19 protein-coding genes are annotated in these 26,186 nt (G+C 46.5%); 9 read left to right on the plus strand and 10 right to left on the minus strand.

Annotation, left to right across the window (positions count from 1 at the left end; genetic code table 11):
• The coding region (locus RIC07_RS18875) for a protein kinase domain-containing protein (protein WP_446395861.1) at positions 1-1,415 on the minus strand (1,415 nt) is incomplete at its 3' end.
• A gap of 179 nt (positions 1,416-1,594) precedes the next feature.
• On the opposite strand from RIC07_RS18875, the gene RIC07_RS18880 reads away from it, so the two are divergent.
• Together RIC07_RS18880 and RIC07_RS18885 are read left to right on the plus strand one after the other, a co-directional pair.
• Positions 1,595-2,968, plus strand: a complete 1,374-nt coding sequence (locus RIC07_RS18880) for a GH1 family beta-glucosidase (protein WP_446395862.1) — start codon at positions 1,595-1,597, stop codon at positions 2,966-2,968.
• A 290-nt stretch (positions 2,969-3,258) separates the two neighbouring features.
• Positions 3,259-3,966, plus strand: coding sequence for an N-acetylmannosamine-6-phosphate 2-epimerase (locus tag RIC07_RS18885; RefSeq protein ID WP_446395863.1), 708 nt, complete (start codon positions 3,259-3,261; stop codon positions 3,964-3,966).
• 491 nt (positions 3,967-4,457) lie between these two features.
• Here the strand turns inward: RIC07_RS18885 and RIC07_RS18890 are convergent, their stop codons facing one another.
• From RIC07_RS18890 to RIC07_RS18905, 4 genes are all read right to left on the minus strand, one after another.
• Complete coding sequence (locus tag RIC07_RS18890; RefSeq protein WP_446395864.1) at positions 4,458-5,603, minus strand: glycosyltransferase family 4 protein; 1,146 nt, start codon at positions 5,601-5,603, stop codon at positions 4,458-4,460.
• 274 nt (positions 5,604-5,877) lie between these two features.
• Positions 5,878-6,360, minus strand: coding sequence for a cytochrome b6-f complex subunit IV (gene petD / locus RIC07_RS18895; RefSeq protein WP_446376661.1), 483 nt, complete (start codon positions 6,358-6,360; stop codon positions 5,878-5,880).
• Positions 6,361-6,416: 56 nt separating this feature from the next.
• A complete protein-coding gene (gene petB, locus RIC07_RS18900) occupies positions 6,417-7,085 on the minus strand; it encodes a cytochrome b6 (protein WP_446395865.1) in 669 nt (222 codons plus the stop codon).
• A gap of 42 nt (positions 7,086-7,127) precedes the next feature.
• On the minus strand, positions 7,128-7,295 hold the full coding sequence (locus tag RIC07_RS18905) for a hypothetical protein (RefSeq protein WP_446395866.1): 168 nt from the start codon (positions 7,293-7,295) through the stop codon (positions 7,128-7,130).
• Positions 7,296-7,711: 416 nt separating this feature from the next.
• On the opposite strand from RIC07_RS18905, the gene ctpA reads away from it, so the two are divergent.
• Positions 7,712-8,950: a carboxyl-terminal processing protease CtpA gene (gene ctpA / locus RIC07_RS18910; protein WP_446395867.1), complete on the plus strand. Its 1,239-nt coding sequence runs from the start codon at positions 7,712-7,714 to the stop codon at positions 8,948-8,950.
• A gap of 378 nt (positions 8,951-9,328) precedes the next feature.
• On the opposite strand, the gene RIC07_RS18915 is transcribed toward ctpA, so the two are convergent.
• On the minus strand, positions 9,329-9,958 hold the full coding sequence (locus RIC07_RS18915; RefSeq protein WP_446395868.1) for an MBL fold metallo-hydrolase: 630 nt from the start codon (positions 9,956-9,958) through the stop codon (positions 9,329-9,331).
• A 247-nt stretch (positions 9,959-10,205) separates the two neighbouring features.
• On the opposite strand from RIC07_RS18915, the gene RIC07_RS18920 reads away from it, so the two are divergent.
• From RIC07_RS18920 to trmFO, 3 genes are all read left to right on the plus strand, one after another.
• Positions 10,206-11,429, plus strand: coding sequence for a site-2 protease family protein (locus RIC07_RS18920; RefSeq protein ID WP_446395869.1), 1,224 nt, complete (start codon positions 10,206-10,208; stop codon positions 11,427-11,429).
• Between the two features lie 262 nt (positions 11,430-11,691).
• A complete protein-coding gene (locus RIC07_RS18925) occupies positions 11,692-12,255 on the plus strand; it encodes an FHA domain-containing protein (RefSeq protein WP_446395870.1) in 564 nt (187 codons plus the stop codon).
• Between the two features lie 181 nt (positions 12,256-12,436).
• The gene (gene trmFO, locus RIC07_RS18930) at positions 12,437-13,795 is read left to right on the plus strand and encodes an FADH(2)-oxidizing methylenetetrahydrofolate--tRNA-(uracil(54)-C(5))-methyltransferase TrmFO (protein WP_446381146.1); all 1,359 of its coding nucleotides are present in this window, start codon (positions 12,437-12,439) and stop codon (positions 13,793-13,795) included.
• Positions 13,796-13,859: 64 nt separating this feature from the next.
• Here the strand turns inward: trmFO and RIC07_RS18935 are convergent, their stop codons facing one another.
• Complete coding sequence (locus RIC07_RS18935; RefSeq protein WP_446395871.1) at positions 13,860-14,423, minus strand: hypothetical protein; 564 nt, start codon at positions 14,421-14,423, stop codon at positions 13,860-13,862.
• Positions 14,424-14,644: 221 nt separating this feature from the next.
• Here RIC07_RS18935 and RIC07_RS18940 point away from each other — a divergent pair, with 221 nt between their 5' ends.
• On the plus strand, positions 14,645-16,189 hold the full coding sequence (locus tag RIC07_RS18940; protein WP_446395872.1) for a phytoene desaturase family protein: 1,545 nt from the start codon (positions 14,645-14,647) through the stop codon (positions 16,187-16,189).
• A gap of 272 nt (positions 16,190-16,461) precedes the next feature.
• Here RIC07_RS18940 and RIC07_RS18945 read toward each other — a convergent pair whose 3' ends face one another.
• From RIC07_RS18945 to RIC07_RS18955, 3 genes are all read right to left on the minus strand, one after another.
• Positions 16,462-17,607, minus strand: a complete 1,146-nt coding sequence (locus RIC07_RS18945; RefSeq protein WP_446395873.1) for a YbjN domain-containing protein — start codon at positions 17,605-17,607, stop codon at positions 16,462-16,464.
• Between the two features lie 53 nt (positions 17,608-17,660).
• Positions 17,661-18,308 carry a hypothetical protein gene (locus RIC07_RS18950; RefSeq protein ID WP_446395874.1) on the minus strand — a complete coding sequence of 216 codons (648 nt, stop codon included), beginning with the start codon at positions 18,306-18,308 and terminating at the stop codon, positions 17,661-17,663.
• Positions 18,309-18,380: 72 nt separating this feature from the next.
• Positions 18,381-23,894: an eCIS core domain-containing protein gene (locus tag RIC07_RS18955; protein ID WP_446395875.1), complete on the minus strand. Its 5,514-nt coding sequence runs from the start codon at positions 23,892-23,894 to the stop codon at positions 18,381-18,383.
• Positions 23,895-24,104: 210 nt separating this feature from the next.
• Here RIC07_RS18955 and RIC07_RS18960 point away from each other — a divergent pair, with 210 nt between their 5' ends.
• Complete coding sequence (locus RIC07_RS18960) at positions 24,105-24,383, plus strand: hypothetical protein (RefSeq protein WP_446395929.1); 279 nt, start codon at positions 24,105-24,107, stop codon at positions 24,381-24,383.
• 239 nt (positions 24,384-24,622) lie between these two features.
• On the plus strand, positions 24,623-26,173 hold the full coding sequence (lysS, locus tag RIC07_RS18965) for a lysine--tRNA ligase (protein ID WP_446395876.1): 1,551 nt from the start codon (positions 24,623-24,625) through the stop codon (positions 26,171-26,173).
• Positions 26,174-26,186 lie beyond the last annotated feature (13 nt).

The following is a 26,186-nucleotide window of genomic DNA, read 5'->3' on the forward strand; positions in this document are numbered from 1 at the left end:
GTAATCGTCTCGCCAAAATGAAACGGTGTTGTTGTTCCAGCACGACAGGCATATTCCCATTCCGCCTCACTAGGAAGTCGGTAGTTCCAACCTGTGTACTGCGACAATCGCGCACAAAACTCCACACAATCATACCATGATACGCACTCGACAGGACGGTTTTTTCCTTTAAAGTTAGAGGGGTCAGGGTCAAGTTCTCGCTCAACTTTGGGAAATTGAGCCACCGTTTGCCATTGCGCCTGAGTGATGGGGTATTTACCCAAGAAGAAGGGTTTAATCGTCACCCAATGCTGAGGACTTTCGTTATTATCGCGTTCGTCCTCAGTCTCTGGCGAACCCATTTGGAATGTACCCTCCGGAATCGCCACCATTTCCAGAGGCACATCGCCAAGGGTTTCAATGTAATGGTACGCCTGCTGGGTGCGACGATTCAGCGTTAGTTGTTTCCTCAACCACCCCGATTTAACCTCCACTGTCACCACCTCAAAGTCAAATGCTGACATGGGTAGAGTTTTTGCAGTTTTTGCAGGCTGAACTGTGGCTGAACTCTCGACGGATGGAGAGGTCACTGAACGAATAATTGGCGGTTCAAACGTTAATAATTCCAACCACTCCTCCATGGATTGAGGGCGGTCTTCCGGTTCTAGCTTCATTCCCGATAAAATTGCCTGGTTTGTGGCATCACTTAACCCAGAAATAATCTGTTGCGGGGGTATTAATTCAGGATCATCTAACTTGCGTAACTTGCGAGAAAAGGAATCCATCGGACGTTGACCTGTCACCACATAATATAAGGACGCCGCTAAGGTATACACATCAACCGTAACTTTACGACTTCCCCGCACCATCTGTTCATAGGGAGCAAATGCACGATTTCCCGCCTGATTGGTAGTTGTACTCGTGGTTGGCACTAATCCCTTGGCAATGCCAAAATCAATTAATACAGCTTTTTCCGGACTCCGCACCATAATATTCAACGGTGTCGCATCCCGATGCACCAATCCCGCTTTGTGAACCACACGCAGCGCATCCCCAATCTGACGAATATATCGCACCGCTTGGGCTTCTGACAACGCGCCTTGGTTCTGCACATATTTCCATAAACTCTCCCCAGGGACATAATCCATCACCAGACAGTGAATTCCCGCCTCTTCAAACAAATCCGTCACCTGAACAATATGGGGATGGGGGTCATGACATATCTGAGCGACTCGCTGTCCTTCTTGAATAAAGCGGTTCAGATACTTCTGATAATCAGGGTCATTTATCAAACGGGCGTTGGGCGTTTTAATCACAAAATATTTCTTGAGGTCTTGATGATGGACTTTGTAGGTGATTCCGAATCCGCCCTCTCCCAGGATACAATCCACCACAAAGGGGCGACTTTTCAATTGGTGTCCCGACGTCCATGCCATGAGTCCTTTATTCCTCTCCTAATACCCTGAGCGAAGTCGAAGGGTTGCGTCAATTTTCCCTGGGAAATATCTCAAATTATAACCGTTTGGTCGTAGGGGTTTGGTTTCCAAACTCCTACTCGTCATGTGATGCTAGTTTATCTGCAATCATAGGCATGGGGTCAACATTTAAATTCATTATGACCAGTTACCAATTTCCAGAGGCGTTCTGGTGGGGAAGCGCCACGGCTTCCTATCAAATCGAAGGTGCAGTAAACGAAGGTGGGCGCAAACCCAGTGTCTGGGATACATTTAGCGCTACCCCTGAACGTACCCTTAACGGTGATACGGGTGCTGTGGCTTGTGATCATTATCATCGCTACGAACACGATATAGACTTAATAGCACAACTGGGTATTCAACACTATCGGTTTAGTATCGCCTGGTCACGAATTATTCCCGATGGTCGTGGTACGGTGAATGAACAAGGGATTGATTTTTATAAGCGTTTGGTGGATTGCTTGCGGGATAAGGGAATTACGCCCCACGCTACCTTATTTCACTGGGACTCCCCCCAAGGGTTAGAAGATGCTTACGGTTCCTGGCAAAGTCGGCAAATGGCAATCGATTATGCTGACTATGTTACCACCGTGGTCAGTCGATTAGGCGATCGCATTACCCATTGGATGACGCTGAATGAAATACCCTGCTTTACTCACTGGGGTTATGGGGTTGATTCTGATCCGCCTCATGCACCGGGAACGCGGGTGAGTTCACTCAAACAAGTGTGGCAAACCTCTCATCATGCCCTTTTAGCCCATGGTTTAGGGTGTCAAGCCATTCGCGCCGCATCACCTGTTCCCTGTTCGGTGAGTTTAGTCGATAATTTTGCGGTAACCGTACCGATTAATGAATCTCCTGATCATATAGAGGCGGCAAAAAAAGCTTTTCATACTTGTGGACAAAATGGCGGGATTATTTTTCCTGCTTTAACAGGACAGTATAGTCCGGCATTGTTGGAAAAATTAGGCGAAAATGCGCCCGATATTCAGGATGGAGACTTAGAAACCATTCATCAACCCTTAGATTTTCTGGGATTTAATGTTTACTTCGGTAATTATGTTCGCGCTGTTGATAATGAATGCGGATATGAGGTTATCGACTTTCCCGAACATTATCCGAAACTAAATATGCCATGGTTGCATATTCTACCAGATTGTATTTATTGGGGCATTCGCCACATTAGTGAAACAGTGGGGCGTCCTGATTTACCCATTGTGATTACTGAAAACGGTTGTGCTGTTGCGGATGACTTAAATAGCCAGGGTGAAGTTATCGATATTGATCGCATTTTTTACCTGCGCCAACATCTGCGTTCTGCTCATCGGGCTATTTCTGAAGGATATCCCCTGAACGGATATTTTCTCTGGAGTTTGATGGATAACTTTGAATGGTCTTATGGCTATGACCGTCGATTTGGATTGATTTATATTGATTATCCCACTCAGAACCGGATTCCTAAAGCCAGCTTTGATTGGTATCGAGAATGTATTAGAAATAATCGCGTGGTGTAGGATGGAATTAATTATACCAAATAGGGCTTTCTTCACCTTGAAGTTTATGTCCATCTACTGGCGTGGCACAGCTAACATGGTGGTAGAGATTTTACCATTAAATCGGGCGCAAGTCTTTGCGCCCCTACCTTCGCCTCTTCCATGGGTGTATCATCAGCACTGGGGATTGCTATGATATCGCTTTTTTTCACTCCCTTTATCCCCTGGGTACTTTTGCCTTCTACCCCTTCTGCCTTGGAACCTTCTTCCTTATCCCAACCCAAACGGCGGCAATTAACCCGGATTGAGTAATGACAGCCAATTCTCAGAACTTAATTTCAGCCTTACGTCACGGTTTGATCGTCTCTTGTCAAGCCCCCGTTGACTCGCCTCTCCATGATCCATTGGTGATTGCGGCGATGGCGCAAGCCTCTGTGAATCAGGGCGCGGTTGGGGTGCGAATTGATACCCCTGCCCATATTCAAGCGGTGCGGAAGCAATGTCCGACAACGCCGATTATTGGGTTGTGGAAACAGCAGATACCCGAATCTGAGGTGTACATTACCCCTCAATTTAATCATGCCCAGGCGATCGCGTCAGCCGGGGCTGATATTATTGCTCTTGATGCTACGTTACGACAACGCCCTGGTGGGGAAACCCTCTCTGAATTAATTCCCCGAATTCACGCGGAATTAGGAAAACCAGTTATGGCAGATATCGATACGATTGAAAATGCTATCGCCGCCGTGAAAGCTGGGGCTGATGTTGTGGGAACTACCCTGTATGGTTACACCGCCTCAACCCAACATCTCCAGCCACCGGGGTTTGAACTTTTGTCCCAAATCGTCGAACAGTTAGATGTGCCAACCATCTGTGAAGGGGGGATTGCCTCGCCCCAGATGGCACAACAAGCCCTAAAGTTAGGCGCTGATGCTGTGGTGGTGGGAACGGCGATTACGGGAATTGATTGGCAAGTTCAAGCCTATCAAAAGGCGATGAGGGAGGGTTATAAATTATAAGTAATGAATTTGAATTTCCTATTTGATCGGATTTACGGTAAAATGAAGGGTTTATTTCGGGTATTTCTATTGCCCATGCGATCGCAAAAGTGACAAAATGTAAACAGAGCGGTAGTCCGTGACTAGGGGTATTCAGGGGTCAGGTGCGAAACATTCCCAGGTTCAGCACAGGGTGGTGGCGATTGGCACACAGACTTGCGATCGCCCAACCAAGCGTTGACCCAGATTGTAAAGAATTGCAAATAATGTGCATAACCTCTAGCCAAGTGGACGTATTTCCTAGTGGAGGTGATGGTTATGCTGGCATTCTTGATTTTAATTGCCTACCTTACAGGTTCTGCAATTTTTCTCGATGTTTTGTTTAAGGAAGAGTTAGAGCAGTTTTAAGGAGGTAGAGACAGTAAGTATAGCAGTAGACACATCGAAGCAAGATCCCCGACTTCTCCAAGAAGTCGGGGATCTGTCTGTGTACCTTACTTACTTGAAAAGCGCTATAAGTTGTACAAAAGTTGTTTAAACTGTTCCTGAAAAGCATCTCGGCTAAATTTAGCCAGACATTGTTCTCGCAACCACTCCCCATCACAGCGCTGATTCTCTCCTTTAAGGATTTCAATACAGGCTGCTGCTACGGCGTCCGGATCACGGTGGGGTACTCGCCAGCCTAAACGCCCATCCTGTAAAGGATCAGCCGATCCATCGGCGTCCCCAGCTAATACAGGTTTGCCACACGCCATGGCTTCTAGATAGACAATACCAAAGCCTTCTTGAGAGGGCATGATATAAGCATCAGCTACGCGGTAATGTTCAACTAAGTCACTGGTGGGAACAAACCCAGCAAAAACCACGCGATCGCGAACGCCAAGTTCTTGAGTCAATTGTGCTAATCTAGGCTGATCATCACCGCGCCCAATGACTAAATATTTCACCTCTGGGAAAACCGCTGCGATTTTGGGGAGGGCGCGAATCGTCACATCCACTCCCTTATAAATATCCCCTGACCACAGACGTGCTACAGTCATTAATACTTTAGCCCCTGCCAAATCATATCGCTGAATTAATGCTGGAGACTTGTCACCCGGAGTAAAGGCATCACCATCCACCATACAAGGTAAAATCTTTACCTGATCGGGATCTAACCCATTCGCCGCACAAGCGCGATCGCGACTGTAGCGACTAATTGTCCAGATTTGAGCCGCACCAGCCAGCGCCCGACGTTGGGAATCAGGTAATGGCTGCCAAACTTCCTTACCATAAGTCAAAACGGTGTAAGGAATACCCAATGGCTGACAAAGAAACTGAATCAGAGGTGCTAAGTTAATGTGACCACAAAAAACATGCTTGGGACGTTTTTGCCATAAACAAAGCCCCAGCGCTGCGGCTAACCGCAGACGCCCTAACATTGGGGGTTTGGTTTTCAGGTAATGGAATTGTAGACAGGGAACATCAAACGGATTGTCGCAATCTGGGCTATCCCGGAGTAAAAATACCTCAGCCCCGATCTCGGCTTCAGATTGAGCCTGAATTGATAGATAAGCTTGTAATATATTTTTGACGTAAGATTGAATACCGCCTTCAATGGTAAAAATCTCTAGAAAAACAAATAAATGATGAGTTGGGGTATTATTCAGACTCCTCAATTTTTTCTTTTCCCCCGACCTACTAATGCTGTATGTTTAAATTCTTCCTAACCCCAATACTACTCGAATAAGTTCTATTTGGCTGTTCCCTATTCCCTATTCCCTAGGACATCGGTCAAGAAACCTGGTTTCTTTGGGTGAAGTTGATATGCGTTGTCATCCTCACGAGAAACCCGGTTTCTAGGAATACGGCTGATAATATAACACCTGTCATTGCCTTAGCTTGAAAATAACTAAGACAGCGACAGGTGTTAAGTTCAAAGAATTTGAACGTTTAGAACAGACCCAAAGTAAAGGATTTGTCAATCGGGAACGTCGCGCCAATACCCATCCACAGCGTAACCAGAGTACCAATCATAAAGACAGTAGTTGCTACTGGACGACGGAAGGGATTTTGGAACTTGTTGACGTTTTCGATAAAGGGAACCAGGATTAGACCGAGTGGAATCGCTCCCGTTAACGCAATCCCTAACAGCTTATTAGGAACAACGCGCAGAATTTGGAATGAAGGATAGAGATACCATTCCGGTAGGATTTCTAGGGGAGTGGCAAACGGATCAGAGGGTTCGCCAATCATAGCTGGATCGAGGACAGCTAGAGCAACGCAGAGCGCGATTGTCCCCATAATCACGATTGGGAAGGTGTAAAGCAGGTCATTGGGCCAAGCGGGTTCACCGTAGTAGTTGTGACCCATGCCTTGAGCCAATTTTTCGCGTAATTTGGGATCGCTGAGATCCGGCTTTTTCAGAATTGACATGATTTTAAATGTCCTTAATCAACAAAGAGTAGCACGTCTTTGTCAGGAATCGCAGTTTAGAGGGGACCAGAGATACCCTGCTTGCGAATCATGATAAAGTGCAGCAGCATGAAGACGGCAATGAGCCAAGGAAGAACAAAGGTGTGCAGGCTGTAGAAGCGAGTCAAGGTAGCTTGACCAACACTTTGACCGCCACGAATGAGTTCAACGATTAAGGAACCAACTACAGGAATCGCGTCAGGAACACCGGAGACGATTTTGACCGCCCAGTAGCCCACTTGATCCCAAGGTAGAGAGTATCCTGTCACGCCAAAGGAAACGGTAATGACTGCCAAAATTACGCCTGTTATCCAGGTCAATTCCCGTGGCTTTTTGAATCCGCCTGTCAGATAAACCCGGAAGGTGTGCAAAATCATCATTAGCACCATCATACTGGCAGACCAGCGATGGACGGAACGGATCAGCCAACCGAAGTTGACATCCGTCATGATGTACTGTACAGACGAAAATGCCTCAGTTACCGTTGGTCTGTAGTAGAAGGTCATGGCAAATCCAGTAGCGAACTGGATAATAAAGCAAACCAGAGTAATTCCACCGAGACAGTAGAAGATATTAACGTGGGGAGGAACGTACTTTGATGTTACGTCTTCAGCTAATGCCTGAATTTCTAGACGCTCCTGAAACCAGTTAAAAGCTTTTGATTCAGTTACCTGCTTAGAAAACATGAAGCCAGAATTTTTAGAAGGATATTGCTGTTTGCGTGTGAGCTAATCCTGGATAGGGTTAAGTCTATCAGGAAATGAGATAGCTCTGGGACTAGCGTGTTGAATACCGCTGGGGCGGAATCTTTGTATCGGGAACACTGACCCGATTTGAAATTGCTCTATGAGAAATGTAACATAACTTGACAAGAGTAGTCCTTTGTCATTCGTCATTCGTCATTCGTCATTCGTCATTCGTCATTCGTCCTTCGTCCTTTGTCATTTGTTGAAAACTACTTGCACTCTGTCGGGGCGGGTTTAGGGATATCAGGGTGAAAACCAAACGTTAACGGTAAAACCCGCCCCTACACCTCCCCTAGCTCCCCCAGCTTCCCCTGCTTCCCCTGCTCCCCCAGCTTCCCCTGCTCCCCCTGCTCCCCCAGCTTCCCCTGCTCCCCCTGCTCCCCCAGCTTCCCCTGCTCCCCCAGCTCCCCCTGCTCCCCCAGCTCCCCCTGCTCCCCCAGCTCCCCCAGCTCCCCCTGCTTCCCTTCTCCCTCGGAAAACTGTACCCCTGGCACACTTATTTTTCCAGACTTTGCCAAACTAGATAAATGAGAGCATCAAAGCCTAGCGTTAATTTTTGTTGAGTTATGCCAAAACGATCATTCTGGGTTGGACTGATAATCCTTTGCCAAATTGTCCTGCTATGGGTGGGGTGGACTCCCTCAGCTTCAGCATCGACTCAAGAACAACAACTATTTTCCGAAGCGTGGCGGATTGTCTCGCAAGCGTATGTGGATGACTCCTTTAACGATCAAAACTGGTGGCTGGTGCGCCAGAAAACTCTGAAGAAGGATTTAGAGAACCGTGATGCCACGTATAAGGCAATTGAGGGCATGTTAGCCACTCTGGATGATCCCTACACGCGATTGCTTAAACCAAGTCAATATCGCAGTCTCAAGGTGAATACATCCGGTGAACTGTCTGGTGTGGGATTACAAATTGCCCTGGATGATGAAACCGGGCAATTAGCTGTTGTCGCGCCCATCGCTGGATCTCCCGCCGAGGAAGCCGGAATTCAACCGCGCGATCGCATTGTGGCAATTGATGGCGAAACCACAGCCGCCTTAACCCTTGATGAAGCCGCCGCCCGGATGCGTGGACCAGTTGGTACAAGCGTCATCCTCTCGGTACAGAGCAAAAACGAGCAACCTAGAGTGATTGAACTGGTGCGCGATCGCATTGCCCTCAATCCAGTTTATGCCGCACTCGATTCTGAATCCAACAACGTCCCCATTGGCTACATTCGCTTAACCCAATTTAGTGCCAATGCGCCCACAGAAGTCGAAGCTGCCATTAACCGATTAGAGAAAGAAGGGGCAAATGCTTACATTCTCGATCTGCGGAATAATCCCGGCGGTTTATTGCAGGCGGGTTTAGAAATTGCTCGTCTCTGGCTGGATCGTGGCACTATTGTCTATACCGTTAATCGCAATGGCATGATGGGCAGTTTTGATGCTTTTGGACAGGCAGTTACAGAAGCACCGTTAGTCGTATTAGTCAACCAGGGAAGTGCCAGCGCCAGTGAAATTTTAGCGGGCGCACTTCAAGATAATGGCAGAGCAGAACTTGTCGGGGAACGAACCTTTGGGAAAGGATTAATTCAGTCCTTATTTGACTTATCCGATGGATCAGGTTTAGCCGTAACCGTTGCCAAATACGAGACGCCCAATCATCGAGATATCAACAAGTTAGGGATTACGCCGGATTGGGAGGTGTCTCTTGATCCGATTCCTGTGACTCGTGCGGGTACAGCCTCAGATCGACAATATCAAGCCGCCGTGGAGTTATTGACGGGGGATTCTGTCTTAGCCGCTAAAGCCGCATAAGTCAGAGATGAAGGAGATGGGGGAGATGGGGGAGATGAGGGAGTTTTAACGAAAAATAGAGCGTTTCAGCTTTTTACGTTAGTTTGACCGAACCTAATTCTGTACGGTTTTTCTCCCTTGTCTTCTTTCCTTCCTTGTCCTCCTTGTCTTGTCCCCACCCTAAAATAAAAAACCTACACCTGTCAGGTTGTAGGGGCGGGTTTTACCCATAACGTTTTGGCACAAACCGATAACTAAACTAAACCCGCCCTTGTTCGGATTCAGGGGAAGCAAAAATTAAATTAGAACTGATCTGAACCGTCAAAAATTAGTCGGGGCGGGTTTAGTGACATCGGGGTGAGGGAAGAAGCGATAATAGTGAAACCCGCCCCTACACAATCAAACTAGGTCAATTTGAGACAGCCGTTTATAAGCCTGATCGATCGCGCCTTTCCCCCGCAGCGCCCCGGTGTTTGCGCCCGGACAAATATAATTCAAGGTGTCTGGTGTAAAGCGATCAAGGAGAAACTGGAGGCTGCGAAGTTGCCGTTGCCAGTGAAATGTTTTTGACACTCGTAATGGTACAGGTTCTCCATCTGGGTTCGGTAGCAAATGGCGTCCAGAAAATAATACGCCCCCTTCCTGGTTGTAGTAAAGGCAAGCGGAACCCGGAGAATGACCCGGTGTCCATAAGGCAGTACAGTGATCGCAAATTGTCAACTCTCGCTGAAAGGGGGTAACTTGGGCGCTGGGTAGCAGGTAGGCTTCTTGTTCTTGAATCACCAGGTTACAGCCAAAGGCGTCCTGAATCTCTTGGGCTTTGCCAATACCGCCGCGATGGGTAATGAACAGACAGGAGACACCGCCGTGATCCCGCAAAAATTGGTGAGTGCCATCATTCCAAGCTGGACAATCAATCAACACCCCAGTCCCATTCTCTACAATGAAATAAGCTGTACCTCCTAAGGTGTCACGATTGGGTGGAAATGCGAAAATGTGATTAAGGACTAGGCGTGGGGATTTGAACACAGTAGCTTTTAGATTGGGCGACGATCTGGAACGAAAAACACGATGATCCGTTTGATACAAATCAGGTTGCACAATACGGATTGGTCTGTAATCATTAGCCACTTGGACTAATCAGACTCATCTGGGTCAAAATTTTGCTTTTATTACGAATGGGTATCTGTACATCATGGAACTCTGGTTACTCCTAATTTTACTTGTTTTCATTGCCTACTTTATTGGCAGGTACTCGGTTACCAGGATGAACCGGATGCCAACACCCTCTCAAAACTCAGCGACTGGATCAACCGTTTCCCAGGCGGCTGAAAAGTTAGGGCTGCGTCCAATAACCAAGCAGGAAGAAACGGAACTGCGAAATTGTTTTCCTTGGGGGGTCTACTATCTCCAAAATCTGGAGTATCGTCCCCAAGCGGTTTTATGTCGGGGTAAACTCCGAACCAATCCGGATGCGGCTTACAAAACAGTGCGGAAAAATGTTGAGGCAGAATTTGGCGATCGCTTTTTTGTGATTTTTCAGGAAAGCTTCAGTGGGAAACCCTTCTTTGCCCTGGTTCCCAATCCCTACACCCAGTCTAGAGGGAAACGGTTGCAGGACGAGTTAACCCGACCGGGGCTAGCATTAGCTCTCTTTGTGATTACCTTGTTTACCACAACTGTGGTGGGTGCCACTCAGATTGCCGGACTTTCGCCCGAACAAGTGCAATCCAACCCAGAAGCATTACTCAAAGGATTGCCCTATGCCTTAGCCCTGATGGCAATTTTAGGGGTTCACGAACTCGGTCATTACCTCGTCGCGATGTATTACAAAATGCGGACGACTCTGCCCTACTTTATCCCTATACCCTTTTTCTTAGGTACCTTTGGCGCATTTATCCAGATGCGATCGCCTGTACCTAATCGCAAAGCCTTATTTGACGTAGGCATTGCCGGTCCTGTGGCGGGGTTACTGGTTGCCCTTCCCCTTCTATTCTGGGGGTTAGCCCATTCTAGTCCGGTTCCGTTGACGGAGGAATCGGGATTGGTAAATATCCAATCCTTAGATCCGCGTTTTTCCCTATTGCTGTCAGTCCTCAGCAAATGGGCATTAGGTAGTGAATTCATGCCAGATATGGCAATCAACCTGCATCCAGTCGCTGTGGCTGGGTATATTGGGTTAGTCGTCACGGCGTTTAATTTAATGCCCGTCGGTCAACTGGATGGCGGTCATATTATCCACGCCATGTTTGGACAGAGAACCGGTGCCGCCATTGGTCAACTGAGTCGCTTATTGATGTTGGTTTTGGCATTCCTACAACCCGATTTACTCCTGTGGGCGATTATTTTAATCTTGCTACCCGTTGTCGATGAACCCGCATTGAACGATGTTTCAGAATTGGATAACTGGCGGGATTTTGCTGGATTGCTAGCGCTGACTGTTTTGGTGAGTATTCTCTTACCCGTTCCGGGAACCCTGTCGCAATGGTTGAATTTTTAGGCGTCGCCACTCCTGTAGTTTTCGATGTAGCATGAAAGAAACACAATCTTATTTCTTCTGCTCTCTAGAGTGTTCTCCGGGGACGCCTAATGTAGAGTAGCTGCAAATCCTAACCTGCTAAAATAGCTGTTGTCCCCCTTGTCTCCCCTATCTCCCTTGTCCCGAAGCGTTGCGATCGCCCAATGGTTAAACTAGATCAAACCACTGTGGGTTATTCGCTTGTCGTTGTTACCGCCTTCGGTAAACCCAAGGATAAAAAAAAATGTCTCAAACTGAAACTTCTCAATTCCATCAACCTGTAAATAACAGCACCCCCAAGGACTCAAATCAGTCTTCAGAGGCTTCAGATGCTCAAGACAGGCATCTATTGCTGGTGGAAGATGATAAAGGACGCCGAGTCTTTCAGTTAGAAGCGGAAGTCTATTCGATTGGTCGAGATCCGAGTTGCGATATCCGCTTGTTCTCCATGTTTGTCTCTCGCCAACACGCAACGTTACGACGGATGACACTCGATGACGGTTCCTACCGTTACCAAATTGTCGATGGAAATCTCCAAGGTCAACGTAGCACCAATAAAATCTCGATTAATGGTCGCCCAATTAGTAGTTATGAACTTAAAGATGGCGATCGAGTCATGTTCGGCGGTAATGCAGGCGTGAAGGCGGAATACTACCGACAGAAGGAAGATAACAAGAGTGGACCGCTCGACCCTTATGATGTTACTCTAATTGACCCCAGCACGTTAGCCAACGATGAGGATGAGTTAAAACAAGGTAACAGTACGGCAAGGAAAAAAGATAAAAATCCTGACCCTAGGAATGTTTAGACTAACCGAACCCGTAACTTTTATCGGCGCTAGTCAGTCGTAAAATGCTTACTCTATCAAATCCGTTTAGGGGTTTGTTGTTATTGGTCATTTGTCACTGGGGAGTAGAGGATATTGTATTCGATGTCGGAGTTTGTCTCAGATGTCGCGGTTAAAAGTATCAGGTGACAACAAAAAAATTATGGAACAACAGACAATTCAGGTTATCGGTGGTGGATTAGCGGGTACGGAAGCCGCGTGGCAGATTGCCCAAGCGGGTGTGTCTGTGGTACTCCATGAGATGCGCCCAGTGCAGATGAGTCCCGCCCATCATACCGGAGAATTAGCAGAATTGGTCTGTAGTAATTCCTTTGGGGCGCTATCAAGCGATCGCGCGGCGGGGTTGTTGCATGAAGAGTTACGCCGTCTGGATTCTATTGTTATCGCGAAAGCGGATAACCATGCAGTTCCGGCTGGGGGGGCGTTGGCGGTAGATCGGGGGGTATTTAGCCACGATTTGACCGAAACCCTTGCCAGTCATCCCTTGATTGAGTTACGGCGGGGGGAAGTGCCACAAATTCCCCCCGATGGGGTTGTGGTGCTGACAACAGGTCCGTTGACGAGTCCAGCTTTAGCAACAGACTTGCAGCGCTTCACTGGAATGGACTATTTCAGTTTCTTTGATGCCGCGTCGCCGATTGTCGTCGGGGAGTCGATTAATCAAGAGATTGCGTTTATGGCGTCCCGATATGACAAGGGAGAAGCAGCTTATCTGAATTGTCCCATGAATCGGGAGGAATATTTACGGTTTTGGCAGGAATTGTGTCAGGCGGAAAAAGCCGAATTAAAGGATTTTGAGCAAGAAACGGCAAAGTTCTTTGAAGGCTGTTTACCGATTGAAGAAATGGCGCGACGGGGGGAAGATACGATGCGCTATGGTCCCCTGAAGCCTGTAGGGTTATTTGATAGCCGCCAGGGAGATTTTCGCGCCCCAGAAAATCAGAGTAAACGTCCCTATGCGGTGGTACAGTTACGCCAAGAAGACAAGGCGGGTCAGTTGTGGAACATGGTTGGGTTTCAGACAAACCTGCGTTGGGGCGAACAGAAGCGAGTCTTTCGGTTAATTCCAGGATTGGAAAATGCTGAGTTTGTGCGGATGGGGGTGATGCACCGGAATACGTTTATTAATTCGCCAGAGTTGCTATATCCCACACTACAGTTTAAAAATCGTCCAACCCTGTTAGCGGCGGGTCAATTGATGGGAACGGAAGGGTATACAGCCGCATCGGCTGGGGGTTGGTTAGCGGGGACAAATGCAGCGCGGTTGGTGTTGGGATTGGAACCGATTACGTTACCGCCAACGACGATGATGGGGGCATTATTTGAGTTTATTAGTTCCGCCTCACCGAAACACTTTCAACCCATGCCACCCAATTTTGGGATTTTACCACCGTTAGGGGTGCGGATTAAAGGGAAAAAAGAGCGGTATGGGGCGTATCGCGATCGCGCTTTAGCTGATTTGCAGAGTTGGCGCCAGAAATGCCAAGTCTCGGCGGCTTGATTTAGACCAAATTACGCCAAATGCAAAGAACTATTATATCCGTAGGTATGACTTGATGTTACCATCACAATAATAATTCATTGACTGGGCAACTATCAGAACCACTATTTACACAAAACGCAAACGAGAAAAAAATACTTTTATCTTCTTCGACAGCCTTATAAATGGCATCAAACTTGTAGTAAATGTGAGCAATTTTAGCCTGTTCTTGAAGCGGCTTTTCTGAAAACCCTTCACGGGAAGTAATTATGGTGAAAGTCATGTCTTGATTCTTGGCATATTCTAAAGTCAGCCAAGAAACAAGTCTTTGTTCGGATGGAGATAAGCTTTTATACCATGTTGCATAGAGTCTGAATAATTTTTCTTTTTTGTTGGACTGATCATCTTCATCCTCTTCATCTTCTTCATCATCATCTCCATCAATTCCTAAAAAATCTGTGATTTCATTTATCGTTTCCCCAGTGCGATTAATTTCCTCAATTCCATCATTTATGCTGTCTATAATATCGTCAATTTCCTCCAGGGGAAGTGCTAAGGCTGGACTTTGACTAAACGTAACTGAACAAATAAGACCAAAAGATATAAAGCTTAATAAATCGAATTTACTAAACATCATTTCTTGCTTCATGACAATCCCGAAAATAAAACAGGATAAAAATTTGCCAAATTTTAAGGATATATATCCTCCTAATCTAGTTTAATTTAAAAACACCCCTCGAACTTGGGTATAATTACTTAGAGATTAGGTGACTCGTGATTGTCAGCGGGTAGATACCTAATTATATTGACAAAAGCACCTTTTGCTCTTCGGCATCGAGTCCCTCAATCAGTTCGCGATCGCAATATATAATGAGTTGTCCAGATATTATTGTTATCGGTAGTGGTATCGGCGGTCTAAGCTGCGCCGCAATGCTTTCCCGCTATGGCGTTGATGTCACAGTTTGTGAAAGCCACTCGATTCCTGGTGGGGCTGCACACAGTTTTGTCCGCAATGGTTATACCTTTGATTCGGGTCCCTCGCTATACTCTGGCTTATCCTACAGTCCTTCCCCGAACCCCCTGCGTCAAGTTCTGGATGCGATTGGCGAGGAACTCCCCTGTCTAACTTATGATACCTGGGGATGCTGTTTACCGGAGGGGGATTTTGACACCTCGGTGGGGGCGTCACAATTTGCTGAGGTACTGGCAAAGTTACGCGGGAATCAGGCGGTAGCGGAATGGCGTTCATTACAACAGGTAATGCAACCTTTGGGAAAAGCGGCGATCGCAATTCCTCCGGCGGCGGTACGCTGGGATTTGGGGGTAGCGTTGACGGTGGGGCGATTTGCGCCATCAATGTGGCAACATGGGCTAAATGTCATGAAACTGACGGGACCCTTTAGCCAGATTATGGATGATGTGGTGTTTGACCCCTTCTTACGCAACTGGTTAAATCTCCTCTGTTTCCTCCTATCTGGACTTCCGGCGAATGGAACCAGCGCCGCAGAGATGGCGTTTATGTTTGCGGATTGGTATCAACCCGATGTTGTCTTAGATTATCCCGTGGGGGGAAGTGGCGCCCTTGTGGAAGCCTTGGTACGGGGACTGCAAAAACACGGGGGTCAACTGAGGCTAAATGCTCATATTGAGCAAGTTTTGGTGGAGAATAATCGGGCGGTTGGTGTACGGTTGCGGGGGGGTGAGGAAATCCGGGCGCGTCAGGGGGTGGTATCCAATGCCTCGGTTTGGGATACGCTGAAATTGATACCCGACGATGCGGTTCCTACAGCGTTTCGCCAGTCTCGCCAAGCGACACCCACTTGTGAGAGTTTCATGCATCTGCATCTGGGGATTGACGCCCAAGGATTACCTTCAGATTTAGCCTGTCACCATATTGTGGTCAACGATTGGGATAAAGGGGTGACGGCGCCGCAAAATGTGGTGTTGATCTCCATTCCTTCGATTCTTGACCCCTCCCTCGCGCCACCGGGAAAACATGTAATTCATGTGTATACACCGGGGAATGAACCTTATAAACTTTGGCAGGGACTTGATCGTCGTAGTGATACTTATTTACAGCAAAAGCAAGTGCGATCGCAAGTGATGTGGCAAGCCTTAGAGAGAATTATACCCGACGTGCGATCGCGGTGTGATTTAACCTTAGTTGGTACACCGTTAACCCATGAACGTTTTTTGCGACGTTATCGGGGTTCTTATGGACCAGCGATTCAGGCGGGGGTTGGTTTCTTTCCCGGAGTGGGTACACCTCTACCCGGATTATACTGCTGTGGCGATTCCACCTTTCCTGGAATTGGGTTACCCGCAGTTGCAGCGAGTGGGATGATTGCAGCGAATACCCTTGCACCTGTACAGAAGCATTTAGATATGCTGAGGGATATTGGTTGTGTTAGATGATAGTTGGTGGTTCATTCTTCATTCGGTTGATAACAATTAGCATTATGGCTCTTTACATTATTTAAATGTCTGGGATACAAGGGAAATTCGGCAAAACCCGTCATAATCTGACTTTTCGCGTTATGTGGCGCAACGTTAGTTTTAAGTGTGTAGGGGCGGGTTTCACAACTATCTTTTTGGTTGCACCCAGATGTGACTAAACCCGCCCCTAATCAGGTCTCTAGACTTCCCGTGAAAAGTTAGGTCATAATCAGTGAATCAGCGATCGCGAATTACCGCTTTTCGATTTGTGCGATCGCCTCTTCTGGTGATGCATCTCCCTGAATCACAGACTTGATTCCCGGTAGATAGTGATCCATCATCGCCACGTTGGTATCAACTAAGCGCTTCATTTGAGGAAACGTGAGTGTTGAACCTTCAACATCAATGCTGGTTTTGTAGGCGACTTCTCCTTCAGCAAAGTCTAACTCAAAATTGCCGATAATCATGCCATAATTTGCTCTAGCGATGAATTCTCCTAAACCTCGACGCTTTGATTTGGGTACTGTAACTGGACAAATTGAGTAAAAGACGAATTGCTGTTCGTTTTCTCTCGCTCTAGCGTAGCAAGTCCATTGACCATTTTTCCCCTGGAATCCCATTTGTAGTACAGGTTGTCCTTTGATCTGGTAAAAAGACCAATCATCCTGTTTGAAGAAATTGACCATTTCCTCCAAAATCTGGATACTGGATGGTTCAGGTTCAGCGATGGTGCTGGGTACTTGCTTTTCTATGGCATCCAGACTAACATCAGCTAATTCATCGAAGAAATTGGTTATGCCCTCAAGCAACTGAGAAGTGGTTTGCTGTGTCACTTCCGATAGATTAGCCTCCGTCCAATCTTTGAAGAAGTTGGTAATTGCTTCGGCAATTTCTTCGCTTGAACCTGAAGTCGTGGCTTGAGCAAGGGCGGCTGGACTAATATAATCCCAGAGGGTACGGTAGCCTATCTCGCCTGATTCCTGTTGCTGTTTGACCGACAGCGCTAACCAATTCTCAGTCGATAGTAATGGGTGATTGGGTTGTTCTTGGCTGAGATTTAGGATGTAGGTTGCAGCTTCGTCAATGGTTGTGGTGTGTCCTACTAGGCGAGGTAGCAAGTCGGGTTTTAAAAGGGTTTCGATTTGGATGTCGGGTTCGGGGAGGAAGTCTCCAGCCGAGAGGGGGTTACGCACTTCCGGCTTGAGATTGAATAGTGCCTCTGTGTCGATGCGCTGGTAGAGTTGGGAGTTAACTTGGAAAGTAAGACGACATTCAATGAGTTGGTCGTCTTGGGTGGTTAGGGATAGGGTAACTGCGTGGATGGGTAGAGGGGTGGTGGTGCGATCGTGTAGGGTTAACTCGTTGTTTAGTTGATAACTGTAAGTTTTTGTCGTCATACAGAGTTCTCCCTAACCTGATATTCTTTTCAGAACATACAACGGCATGAAACTCAAAGGGTATGAGTGTCAATTTCATCACCAGTAACTGGATTTTCTCCTCGTCCTGCATGGAGTACAAAAGCACCTGATGCAAGTTTCTCAACTTGACGATGGAAATGTAAGAAATTGGACGGATTCCAATGGGATACGATTGGCGACCCCAAGTATGTAAGCCAGAAAGCTTTTTGTACCAAATAATCTATTTCATAGCTTAATAGCTGTACGATAATTTCTTGATCTCGATAAGCAATCTCTTGCTGAAAGTCAAAGTTGCCAAAATATCCAAATTCCGCTTTAATTTTTTCACATAAAGCTATCCACTGCATCCGAAACAAATCTAATACACTTGGGAAAGCAAGTTCTAACCAATCTCTTCTGTAAGTTTTTATACCAATGACGCTATAACCACTCACATCCTCTTCAAATGTTACGTATCCATGAAGACCAGCTATGCGTGTCTCTACTATTCCATGCCCAGCACGGCATAATTCATCTATTGCAACATCGGATGAAAATGGTAGCCATTCTCCTTCTTGTAATCGTAATTGGATAAGATTATCTCTAATATTATAGGTATGAATTGTCAGATGAATTAACTCGGCGTGAGAGATACTCTCCGCTGGAGTGACAAATATAAATCCTCCTATGCACTCTTCCATAATTATTTCATCTCCACCATTATTTTTTGTGGCAAAAGCTCAATATAAAATCGTCTGTTAGGTGTAGTTATCTCAAGGCTTGAGTTCACCCTCTACTTTCGATACACCCTTTATATTTTCTATAGCTGCTTTTACTGTCGGCGTTACCCCTTTGGGAAAATAGACGACAATACGGGGTGTAAGTCCACCAGCACCACCAACAGGATTTTGTTTCGCCGCTCTTACTTGCTTCTCAACCTGCTCTATAATTCCTGGCAAATCGATATTATCCATGTTTACATTCTTGACTTCTACCCATAAGTGACCTTTCTCAGCAACATTGTCAACGTCTACAGTAGTCTTGGTTCCACTCTCCGTAGTATACTCAACATCGACACCAACACCTACTAAATCTTCACGTGATTGTCCGCTCTCCCATTCGGCGCGAATACTATCGATATTGCTTCGGCATCCTATAAGGTTTTCTTCAGTTACTGGAGAGTATTGACCGCTACGCATTTTTTCGATGAAATTCAATTCACCTTTCAAACTTTTAATTGCCTTAGATAAACCTTTTAGTTTTTGACGGTATGGCTCCAATTCACTAATCAGCTTATTAGCATCATTCGCAAGTGCATCAAGTTGAGCCTGTACTGCCTCACTTGGTGGTTCCAGTTGTGGGTTCTTCCGCTTGTATTGCGCGATGAGTTTTTCTTCAAGACTTGACCCATCACGAGTCATAGCATCAAAAGCTCGTTTCGCTCTTTCTGCTCCTGCACTTTTGACAATTCGATCAAATTCTGCTAAAGCATATTCATCCGATAAATTTTGTTTGAGTGCTTTAAGTTCTGGTGGAGCCTCGTCTAAATCTTCCTCTTCTGTTTTTCCCTCAGGATTGACCTTGCCTTCTACATAATATTTAGTATCGCCAGCCTTCACCAATTTCAGAGAAGTGAGCCTATGCGTTGATTGGATAGTAGGCAATTGTGTCCTGACACTATCAGCTGTAGAATCATTTTCTCGCATTAGTTGAGCTGACTTGTTCAAAGCTTTTTTAAGGTCAGCTTCCTTCTCCTCCATTGTGCGCTCATCAGACTCACCCACCTTGCCAAACAACTCGAATAGCTGCTTGAGTATATCCGCCAGAGTCTCTTGCGCTGCCTCAGTTTGGTTATCTGCTTGTTCAGCCTCAGTAATAGCATTCTCATCCGTCGAGTTTTGCTTGGCCTCCTCCATTTCTTTAGCCGTTTTTTGGGCTTTCTGCTCAGTTGTACCCAGATGCTGACGAGCAGTACCCAACAACGATTGAGCCTGTGGACGCTTATCGTCTGGTAGAGAATCCAGCTTTCCTTGCCACTCATTCAGCTTCGCCTCAACAGAAGTCGGGGTACTGGCAACCATGACGGTGGTTGAGGTTCCCTGAGTTTTTATCCACAGACGATGACTTTCATCTCCACCACTGAAGTTAATGGTTTTACCAACTTCCCTATCCTCAAGCTGCTCACCCTCATTTTCATCTTGGTTCTCACCCTCTTTCTTACCCTTACCTTTACCCTTACCAAATCCCAGTTTCTTACCAATCTTCTTGGCAAACTTCACCGCTTTAGCAATCAGCCAATCAATTGCCTTATCAATCGGTTCCTTAACCTTCTGAATGATTTCCTGAATCTTCTTACTAATACCACCTAAGCCTAATAGACTCGCCATGAAGCTAATCACCACGGGTAGCGCCTTAGACAAAGCATTCTCAATCAACTTCGCGGCTCCACCCAGCGCCCCATTCGCAATAGCTGTCACTGACTCCATTACCGCGTTCACCAATTCGACAATCTGGCTACCGCGCTCAATGAAGAACATGATGATGTCGTAAATCATCTTACAGGCTTTGGCAAATGCTGAAGCTGGATTCAACAGGCTAATTACCCACAGCACGCCCTGCTTAATCACGCTCTCAATCACAAAATTCTGGATGGTATCAATTACCATCACTTTCAGGTCACCAATCTTATCCTGAATGAACTGCCACAGACCCGCTAATCCTTCATTCTTCAAGATAACGAAGATTTCAAAGGTCTTTTCTAACCCATTGAACATCTTCTCTCCGTTCTTACCCAGAGCCTTGATTGTCCGTGACTTAATCGAGTCATAGGCTAACCCTAGCACCTGCATCACTAACGTAAAGATGCCTTTAATGTCAAAGCTTTCCGGCATTTGAATACCAGCTTTTGCCATCGTCCCCGTCAACCACCCCAGTAGCCCTTTCTTGAGATGCTCCCAGATATTGCCGACAAATTTTTGGAACCCTTGCTTAATTCCAGAAACTAAATTCCCTAAGAATTCAATCGGGTCGAGAATAATTTTCTCCACGGCACCAGCGGCTTTTGCCAAGACGCCCATCAGCATGTCTTTCAGTTGCATGATGGTCTGAACGGTTCCCACGATGGCGTCTTTAGCTTTATCTTTTAGACCCTTATTTGCTTCTTTGCGCTTCTCGATTTCGGCATCAAGCTGTTGCAGGTTCTCACTGTATTTTTGTGCCAGGGAGTCAATTAACTCATCCTGCTTGTTATTGACACTCTCCTCTAACTGATCAAATTTACCTTGAATGTTCTGTGCGGCTTCCTGTCCGACTTTCCGGAGATTTTCCGGCAAACCCGCAACGTGTTCCTGAATTTTCTGCTTGCCTTCAGCAATTTTTTGTTTAGCTTCATTCAGTTTTTGGGCAACCAAATTAGCAATATCGGTCAGAGTGCCATCCATTGAATCGAGATACTTTTGCCGCCCATCAACAAAGAATTGATTGACTTCCGGTGGCAACCCATGCCAACTATCACTAACTCGCTCATCCCATCCAGTTACGTCGTACCATTCACCATAGCGCTCATCTTCCCACGCCTCCATTTTCTGGTCAACATAATTCTCAAATATCTGCTTGGCAGTTGCAGCACCCGCATCAAACTTCTTGGTTACTTCTTCATCTATATTACTGAGAACGTCTTCAACATTTTTCTTCGTATCTTGGTAGAACCCATTAATTTTGTTAGCAATTTTAGTCCGTTCCTGGGTATCCTTACCCTGAGTTTCACTCTGAGCGCCCATCACCTGATTCAACAGTTGTGAACGCTGACCATGCATTCCCTGGAGCTGGGTTTGGCTCGTCGTTTGTGCTTCCGCTTCAGCCTTATTGATAGTGGCTTTTTCATCCCGACTATAGGTTTGTGGGGCTTCTTTAGCGTGGGTTTGTGCTTCTTTCTTCGCACTTAGCGCTTCCACAAACTGTGGTTCATTTGATTTTTCCAGTGTCTCTTCTGGGACTTTCGCCTTGGCTAACTCGTCATCTAGTTCTTGACTATTCGCCTCAAATGGTGCGGATACTTCAGCATCAGGTTTCGGCTTAGGAGCAGCTTTTTCGGCATTAATATCAGTTGGTGCAGCTCCCGCTTCTGGCGGCTGCATTGGCGTGACAGGTTTGGGTTCAACACCACTGGTGTCAGGGGCAGCTTTGGTTTTCTCCTCAATTGGACCGGCTGCTTTTTTTTCCTCGTCAGTTACCTGTGAGGAGACATCCTGCTTCACCGCATCAAGCTGATTACTCTCCTTGAATTTTTTGGCGTCTTCTTCGTTGTCGGGAATAATTGCGCCAATTTTTTCCATCAGCTTTGCCTTGAAAGCCTTCGCATTAAAGGTTCCAGGCTGCTGCTGGTTCATTTCCCCAACTTGTTTGTCTTGCGCCTTACTCTCTACTTCGTTACCCGGAGGTTCAGCTGAGTCTTGGGCTTCTTTAGATTCAGCCTCGGCGGGGTCATGCTGTTTTTCTTTGTCGGCTACTCCCTTTGCCTTATTTACCACTCCCTTAAATGCGGGATCTTCTTCTGGGGAACGGGGAGATTTTGCGCCACCGCCGCCTGAGGTAGCTGATGCTCCACCTGCGCCAGCCGCTTGTTGGCTTCCTCCTTGTGTTGCAGGAGCTTTCCCTCCTGCTTCTGGAATGGCTGGTGCTGCTGCACCCCCACCTGCATTGGCTACCTGGGGAGTAGCTGGAGCGGCGTTACCACCGGATGCTGGGGCGGGTGCGGGTTGTGCTGGTTGGGGTTTATTCTCTTTTACTGTTTGTTCTTGGGGATTTTCTCGGCGTTGGATTTTCAGTTGTGCCGGAAAACCGGATACCAGGCGTTCTTTTGTCTGTAACTTATTTCCCTTTGTCCCGACTTGGCTATCGGTTTTCGCCTGGACTTGACTGCCATTTTGCTGAACAACATGAGTTAATTCATGTGCCAATAATTCCTGTCCTGGCTGATTATCGGGTTGATATTCTCCCTGTTTAAAGAAGATATCTGTACCTGTGGTAAATGCCTTAGCCTGGATTGACTCATTCAGTTTGTTCGACTTACTATCGGTGTGAACCTGAACTTGACTAAAATCAGCCCCGAACGCCTGCTCCATTGGCTGGCGTATTTTATTGGAAATTGGCTGTCCGCTTCCCCGTTTCTGTTGAATCTCTTGCTCTAGATTCGGTGCAGCCTTAGCTTCACTTGATGGTGGTGTACCTTTCTTCTGAACCGTTTCTGTATTTGTTTGAGTTTGATTCAATACAGGATTGACTGGCTTAACAGGCGACTGAATCCGCTGCGGCTGTACGAATTCGCCAGTTTGAAAAGCATTGAGTTGATTTAATCTGGGGTGAGAGGCGGGTTGAATTTGCTGAGAAGAGGAATTTGTGAACTTGCCCAGATTTACCTGTCTCTGAATCGAGGATGACGGTGTACCTGGAACGTTTACCGGAATTTCGAGGAAATTGTGATTATCTTCTGATTTTTCTGTCTCTTGATCAGGTGTGTCTTGTGTTTCAGATTGGCGTTGAACGGTTGGAGGTTCACTCGATGATATCTTATCTTCTTCAGCGTCTGGTAGTTCCTGTCGCTGGATAGTTTCATCTTCTTCCTGCAACTCTTGTTCAGCTTCTGGCTCAACTTTTTCTTCAGTTTCAACTGGCTGCTGTTGAATTGAATTACCATTACCCCTGAAGTTAACTTGTCTTTGTATAGAAGATGGTGATGTACCAGGAGCGTTGATGGGGAGTTCTAGGAAATTACGAGCGGGTTGTTGCGCTTTCGCTTGGATTTCAGTGTCTTCTTCTGGATTCTCGACGCTGTTTACCTGGGGTTCAGGGATTTCATCGGCTTCACTGTCGGATATTTCCTGGCGCTGGATACTTTCATCTGATGCTGAACCATCGGAGGCGGCTGCTAAAGAAATCTCGTCGCGCTCTTTCGTCTCTTCTTGATCTTCTTGCTCATCTAATGCATCTGCTTGAATCTCTACAGCATCGGCGGCTGGCGTTGTGGGCTGATTCGCCACCTCACCGGATTTTGACGGACTTGGATTGGCGACGGCTGTAGGATTTGGAGCTTGAATCGGAATGTTGTGGGAGTTGTAGCCTAACTGGGAGATTTGATCAGCTTGCTGTTTGAGCTGTAGTGTTTCCTGTTGCGATAAAGGTGGTGGTAAGGGTTTGACACGACGCCTCTGTATCTTGAAGGGATTCGGCACAGGTGTCGAATTGGGCTTAGAGAAGCCTTTTTTCCAGAGGTGTTCGTGAGAAGACATTGCCGACTGCCCCAACGCTAGCGGTGATTCTGCTTCAGAATTCCCTTATTCTATCCGCTTATGGCTGAAAATTAACACAATTGTGATCAAATTTATGCTTCCAACTGAATAAGTTTTGTTAAACTAACTAACATTAGTACACATATACCATTAGAACGTGAGGCTTCTCGCAGATAAAGCTAAACTTCCTGCAATTTCTGGGAATCTTGAATATTTGTGCTAGCTTTACCTAAATTGCACAACTTACCAAATAGTTTCCCTGTTGAAGGAGCGGTTCGTATTGAATTAGTTGAAGGAATTCCTCTATTTCGGGCATCCATTACTGTTCAAGAACGGATTAACACACTATTAGAGAAACAACAAAAATTACCACTCAATACTGAAGAAGAACAAGAACTAGATTTATATGAAGAAATTGATGACTATCTCAGTTTTGTAAATCGGACTGTTCGCAATCTTTATTTAACCCAAAATCAAGCCGATTTATAAAAAATGCCTTTTATTATGGTAGGGGCACGATATTATCCAGGCGATCCAATTCAGTCAGAAAATTGATAGCACTTGCCATCTGAAGCGATCGCGTATTCTAGATTTACCGCGTTCGGTTACAGCAGGGCGAGAATCCGGTTATTCGGTGCGATCGCATGATTGCTCCGGTTATCTGTTCTGTCGAATGTTAAGATAGATGTCCGAGATCCTACAAGATTAGCATCGAGCAGTTCCCTATTATGTCCCCTGAGCAGTCCCCACCCGATCGCCAAAACACGCTGGAAGAAATTCGTGCTACCCGTTTGGAAAAAGTCCAACAGCTTAAAGCGTTGGGAATTGAACCCTATGCGTATCACTGGCAGTCTACTCACCACGCGGCTGAACTGCAAGAGAAATTCGCGGATCTGGGGAATGGTGAAGAGGTTGATTTTGAAGTCGCGATCGCAGGTCGTATTTTAGCCCGTCGTGTCTTTGGCAAGTTAGCGTTTTTCAATCTCCAAGACGAAACGGGAACAATTCAACTCTATCTGGACAAAAAGCGGATTACCGCAACCATGACGGATCTGCCGAATCCGTTCACCCCTCTCAAGCAACTCACGGATATTGGGGATATTTTAGGCGTAAAGGGGACAATTAAGCGCACCGATAAAGGGGAACTCTCGGTCTATGTCAGTGAATATGCTATCCTGACCAAATCCCTATTACCCTTACCCGATAAGTGGCATGGTCTCACCGATACCGAAAAGCGCTATCGCCAGCGTTATGTGGACTTAATGGTGAATCCCACGGTTCGGGAAACCTTCCGCCGCCGTGCTAAAATTACCGCCGCCATTCGTCGCTATTTAGAGGATCGTGGCTTTATTGAAATTGAAACCCCTGTCTTTAGTACAGAAGCGGGGGGTGCCGAAGCCCGTCCCTTTATCACCTATCACAATACCCTAGAGATGGAGTTGTATCTGCGAATTGCTACAGAACTCCACCTGAAGCGGTTAATTGTCGGCGGATTTGAAAAGGTATTTGAGTTGGGGCGAATTTTCCGGAATGAGGGAATTTCCACGCGCCACAATCCGGAATTTACCTCAATTGAGGTGTACCAGGCTTACGCCGACTACAACGATATGATGACGTTGACGGAAAATTTAATTACCACCGTCACTCAAGATAGTTTGACAACTCTGGAAATTACTTATCAAGGTGAAACAATTGATTTCACTCCTCCCTGGCGTCGAGTCACGATGCATGAGTTAGTGCAAGAGGTTACAGGGTTAGATTTTAATCAATTTCAGACATTCGATGAAGCAAAAGTTGCGGCTAAAAAGGTGGGGATTGAAGGGGTAGACGACTGTCCATCATTGGGGAAACTCCTCAATGAATGCTTCGAGCAAAAATGTGAAGAAACCCTGATTCAGCCAACATTTATTGTTGATTTCCCGATTGAAATTTCTCCCCTGGCTAAACCCCATCGTTCTAAGCCGGGATTGGTGGAACGTTTTGAGTTATTTATTGCGGGGCGAGAAACGGCTAATAGCTTTTCTGAATTAACTGATCCGATGGATCAACGGGAACGCTTAGAAGCGCAAGCTGCACGGAAAGCGGCTGGAGACTTGGAAGCCCAAGGGGTTGATGAAGATTTTCTCGCGGCGTTAGAGTACGGAATGCCACCAACCGGGGGGTTAGGAATTGGTATTGATCGTTTGGTGATGTTATTGACGGATTCGGCAAGTATTCGGGATGTGATTGCGTTTCCGTTGCTCAAGAGTAGCAGCCGCGATGGTTCTCCTGCACCCTGAGTGATATCATGTC

Origin of the sequence: Coleofasciculus sp. E1-EBD-02, from assembly GCF_040218245.1 — a bacterium.
Classification (GTDB): Bacteria; Cyanobacteriota; Cyanobacteriia; order Cyanobacteriales; family Coleofasciculaceae; genus Coleofasciculus.

What these genes read in the sequence shown, in the direction of transcription:
- trmFO (WP_446381146.1), top strand. Translation starts at nt 12,437, where the DNA reads ATGGAACAACAGACAATTCAGGTTATCGGTGGTGGATTAGCGGGTACG.
- lysS (WP_446395876.1), top strand. Translation starts at nt 24,623, where the DNA reads ATGTCCCCTGAGCAGTCCCCACCCGATCGCCAAAACACGCTGGAAGAA.
- RIC07_RS18925 (WP_446395870.1), top strand. Translation starts at nt 11,692, where the DNA reads ATGTCTCAAACTGAAACTTCTCAATTCCATCAACCTGTAAATAACAGC.
- petD (WP_446376661.1), bottom strand. Translation starts at nt 6,360, where the DNA reads ATGTCAATTCTGAAAAAGCCGGATCTCAGCGATCCCAAATTACGCGAA.
- RIC07_RS18940 (WP_446395872.1), top strand. Translation starts at nt 14,645, where the DNA reads ATGAGTTGTCCAGATATTATTGTTATCGGTAGTGGTATCGGCGGTCTA.
- RIC07_RS18920 (WP_446395869.1), top strand. Translation starts at nt 10,206, where the DNA reads ATGCCAACACCCTCTCAAAACTCAGCGACTGGATCAACCGTTTCCCAG.
- RIC07_RS18935 (WP_446395871.1), bottom strand. Translation starts at nt 14,423, where the DNA reads ATGAAGCAAGAAATGATGTTTAGTAAATTCGATTTATTAAGCTTTATA.
- RIC07_RS18880 (WP_446395862.1), top strand. Translation starts at nt 1,595, where the DNA reads ATGACCAGTTACCAATTTCCAGAGGCGTTCTGGTGGGGAAGCGCCACG.
- ctpA (WP_446395867.1), top strand. Translation starts at nt 7,712, where the DNA reads ATGCCAAAACGATCATTCTGGGTTGGACTGATAATCCTTTGCCAAATT.
- RIC07_RS18885 (WP_446395863.1), top strand. Translation starts at nt 3,259, where the DNA reads ATGACAGCCAATTCTCAGAACTTAATTTCAGCCTTACGTCACGGTTTG.
- RIC07_RS18905 (WP_446395866.1), bottom strand. Translation starts at nt 7,295, where the DNA reads ATGACGAATGACAAAGGACTACTCTTGTCAAGTTATGTTACATTTCTC.
- RIC07_RS18950 (WP_446395874.1), bottom strand. Translation starts at nt 18,308, where the DNA reads ATGGAAGAGTGCATAGGAGGATTTATATTTGTCACTCCAGCGGAGAGT.
- petB (WP_446395865.1), bottom strand. Translation starts at nt 7,085, where the DNA reads ATGTTTTCTAAGCAGGTAACTGAATCAAAAGCTTTTAACTGGTTTCAG.
- RIC07_RS18945 (WP_446395873.1), bottom strand. Translation starts at nt 17,607, where the DNA reads ATGACGACAAAAACTTACAGTTATCAACTAAACAACGAGTTAACCCTA.
- RIC07_RS18955 (WP_446395875.1), bottom strand. Translation starts at nt 23,894, where the DNA reads ATGTCTTCTCACGAACACCTCTGGAAAAAAGGCTTCTCTAAGCCCAAT.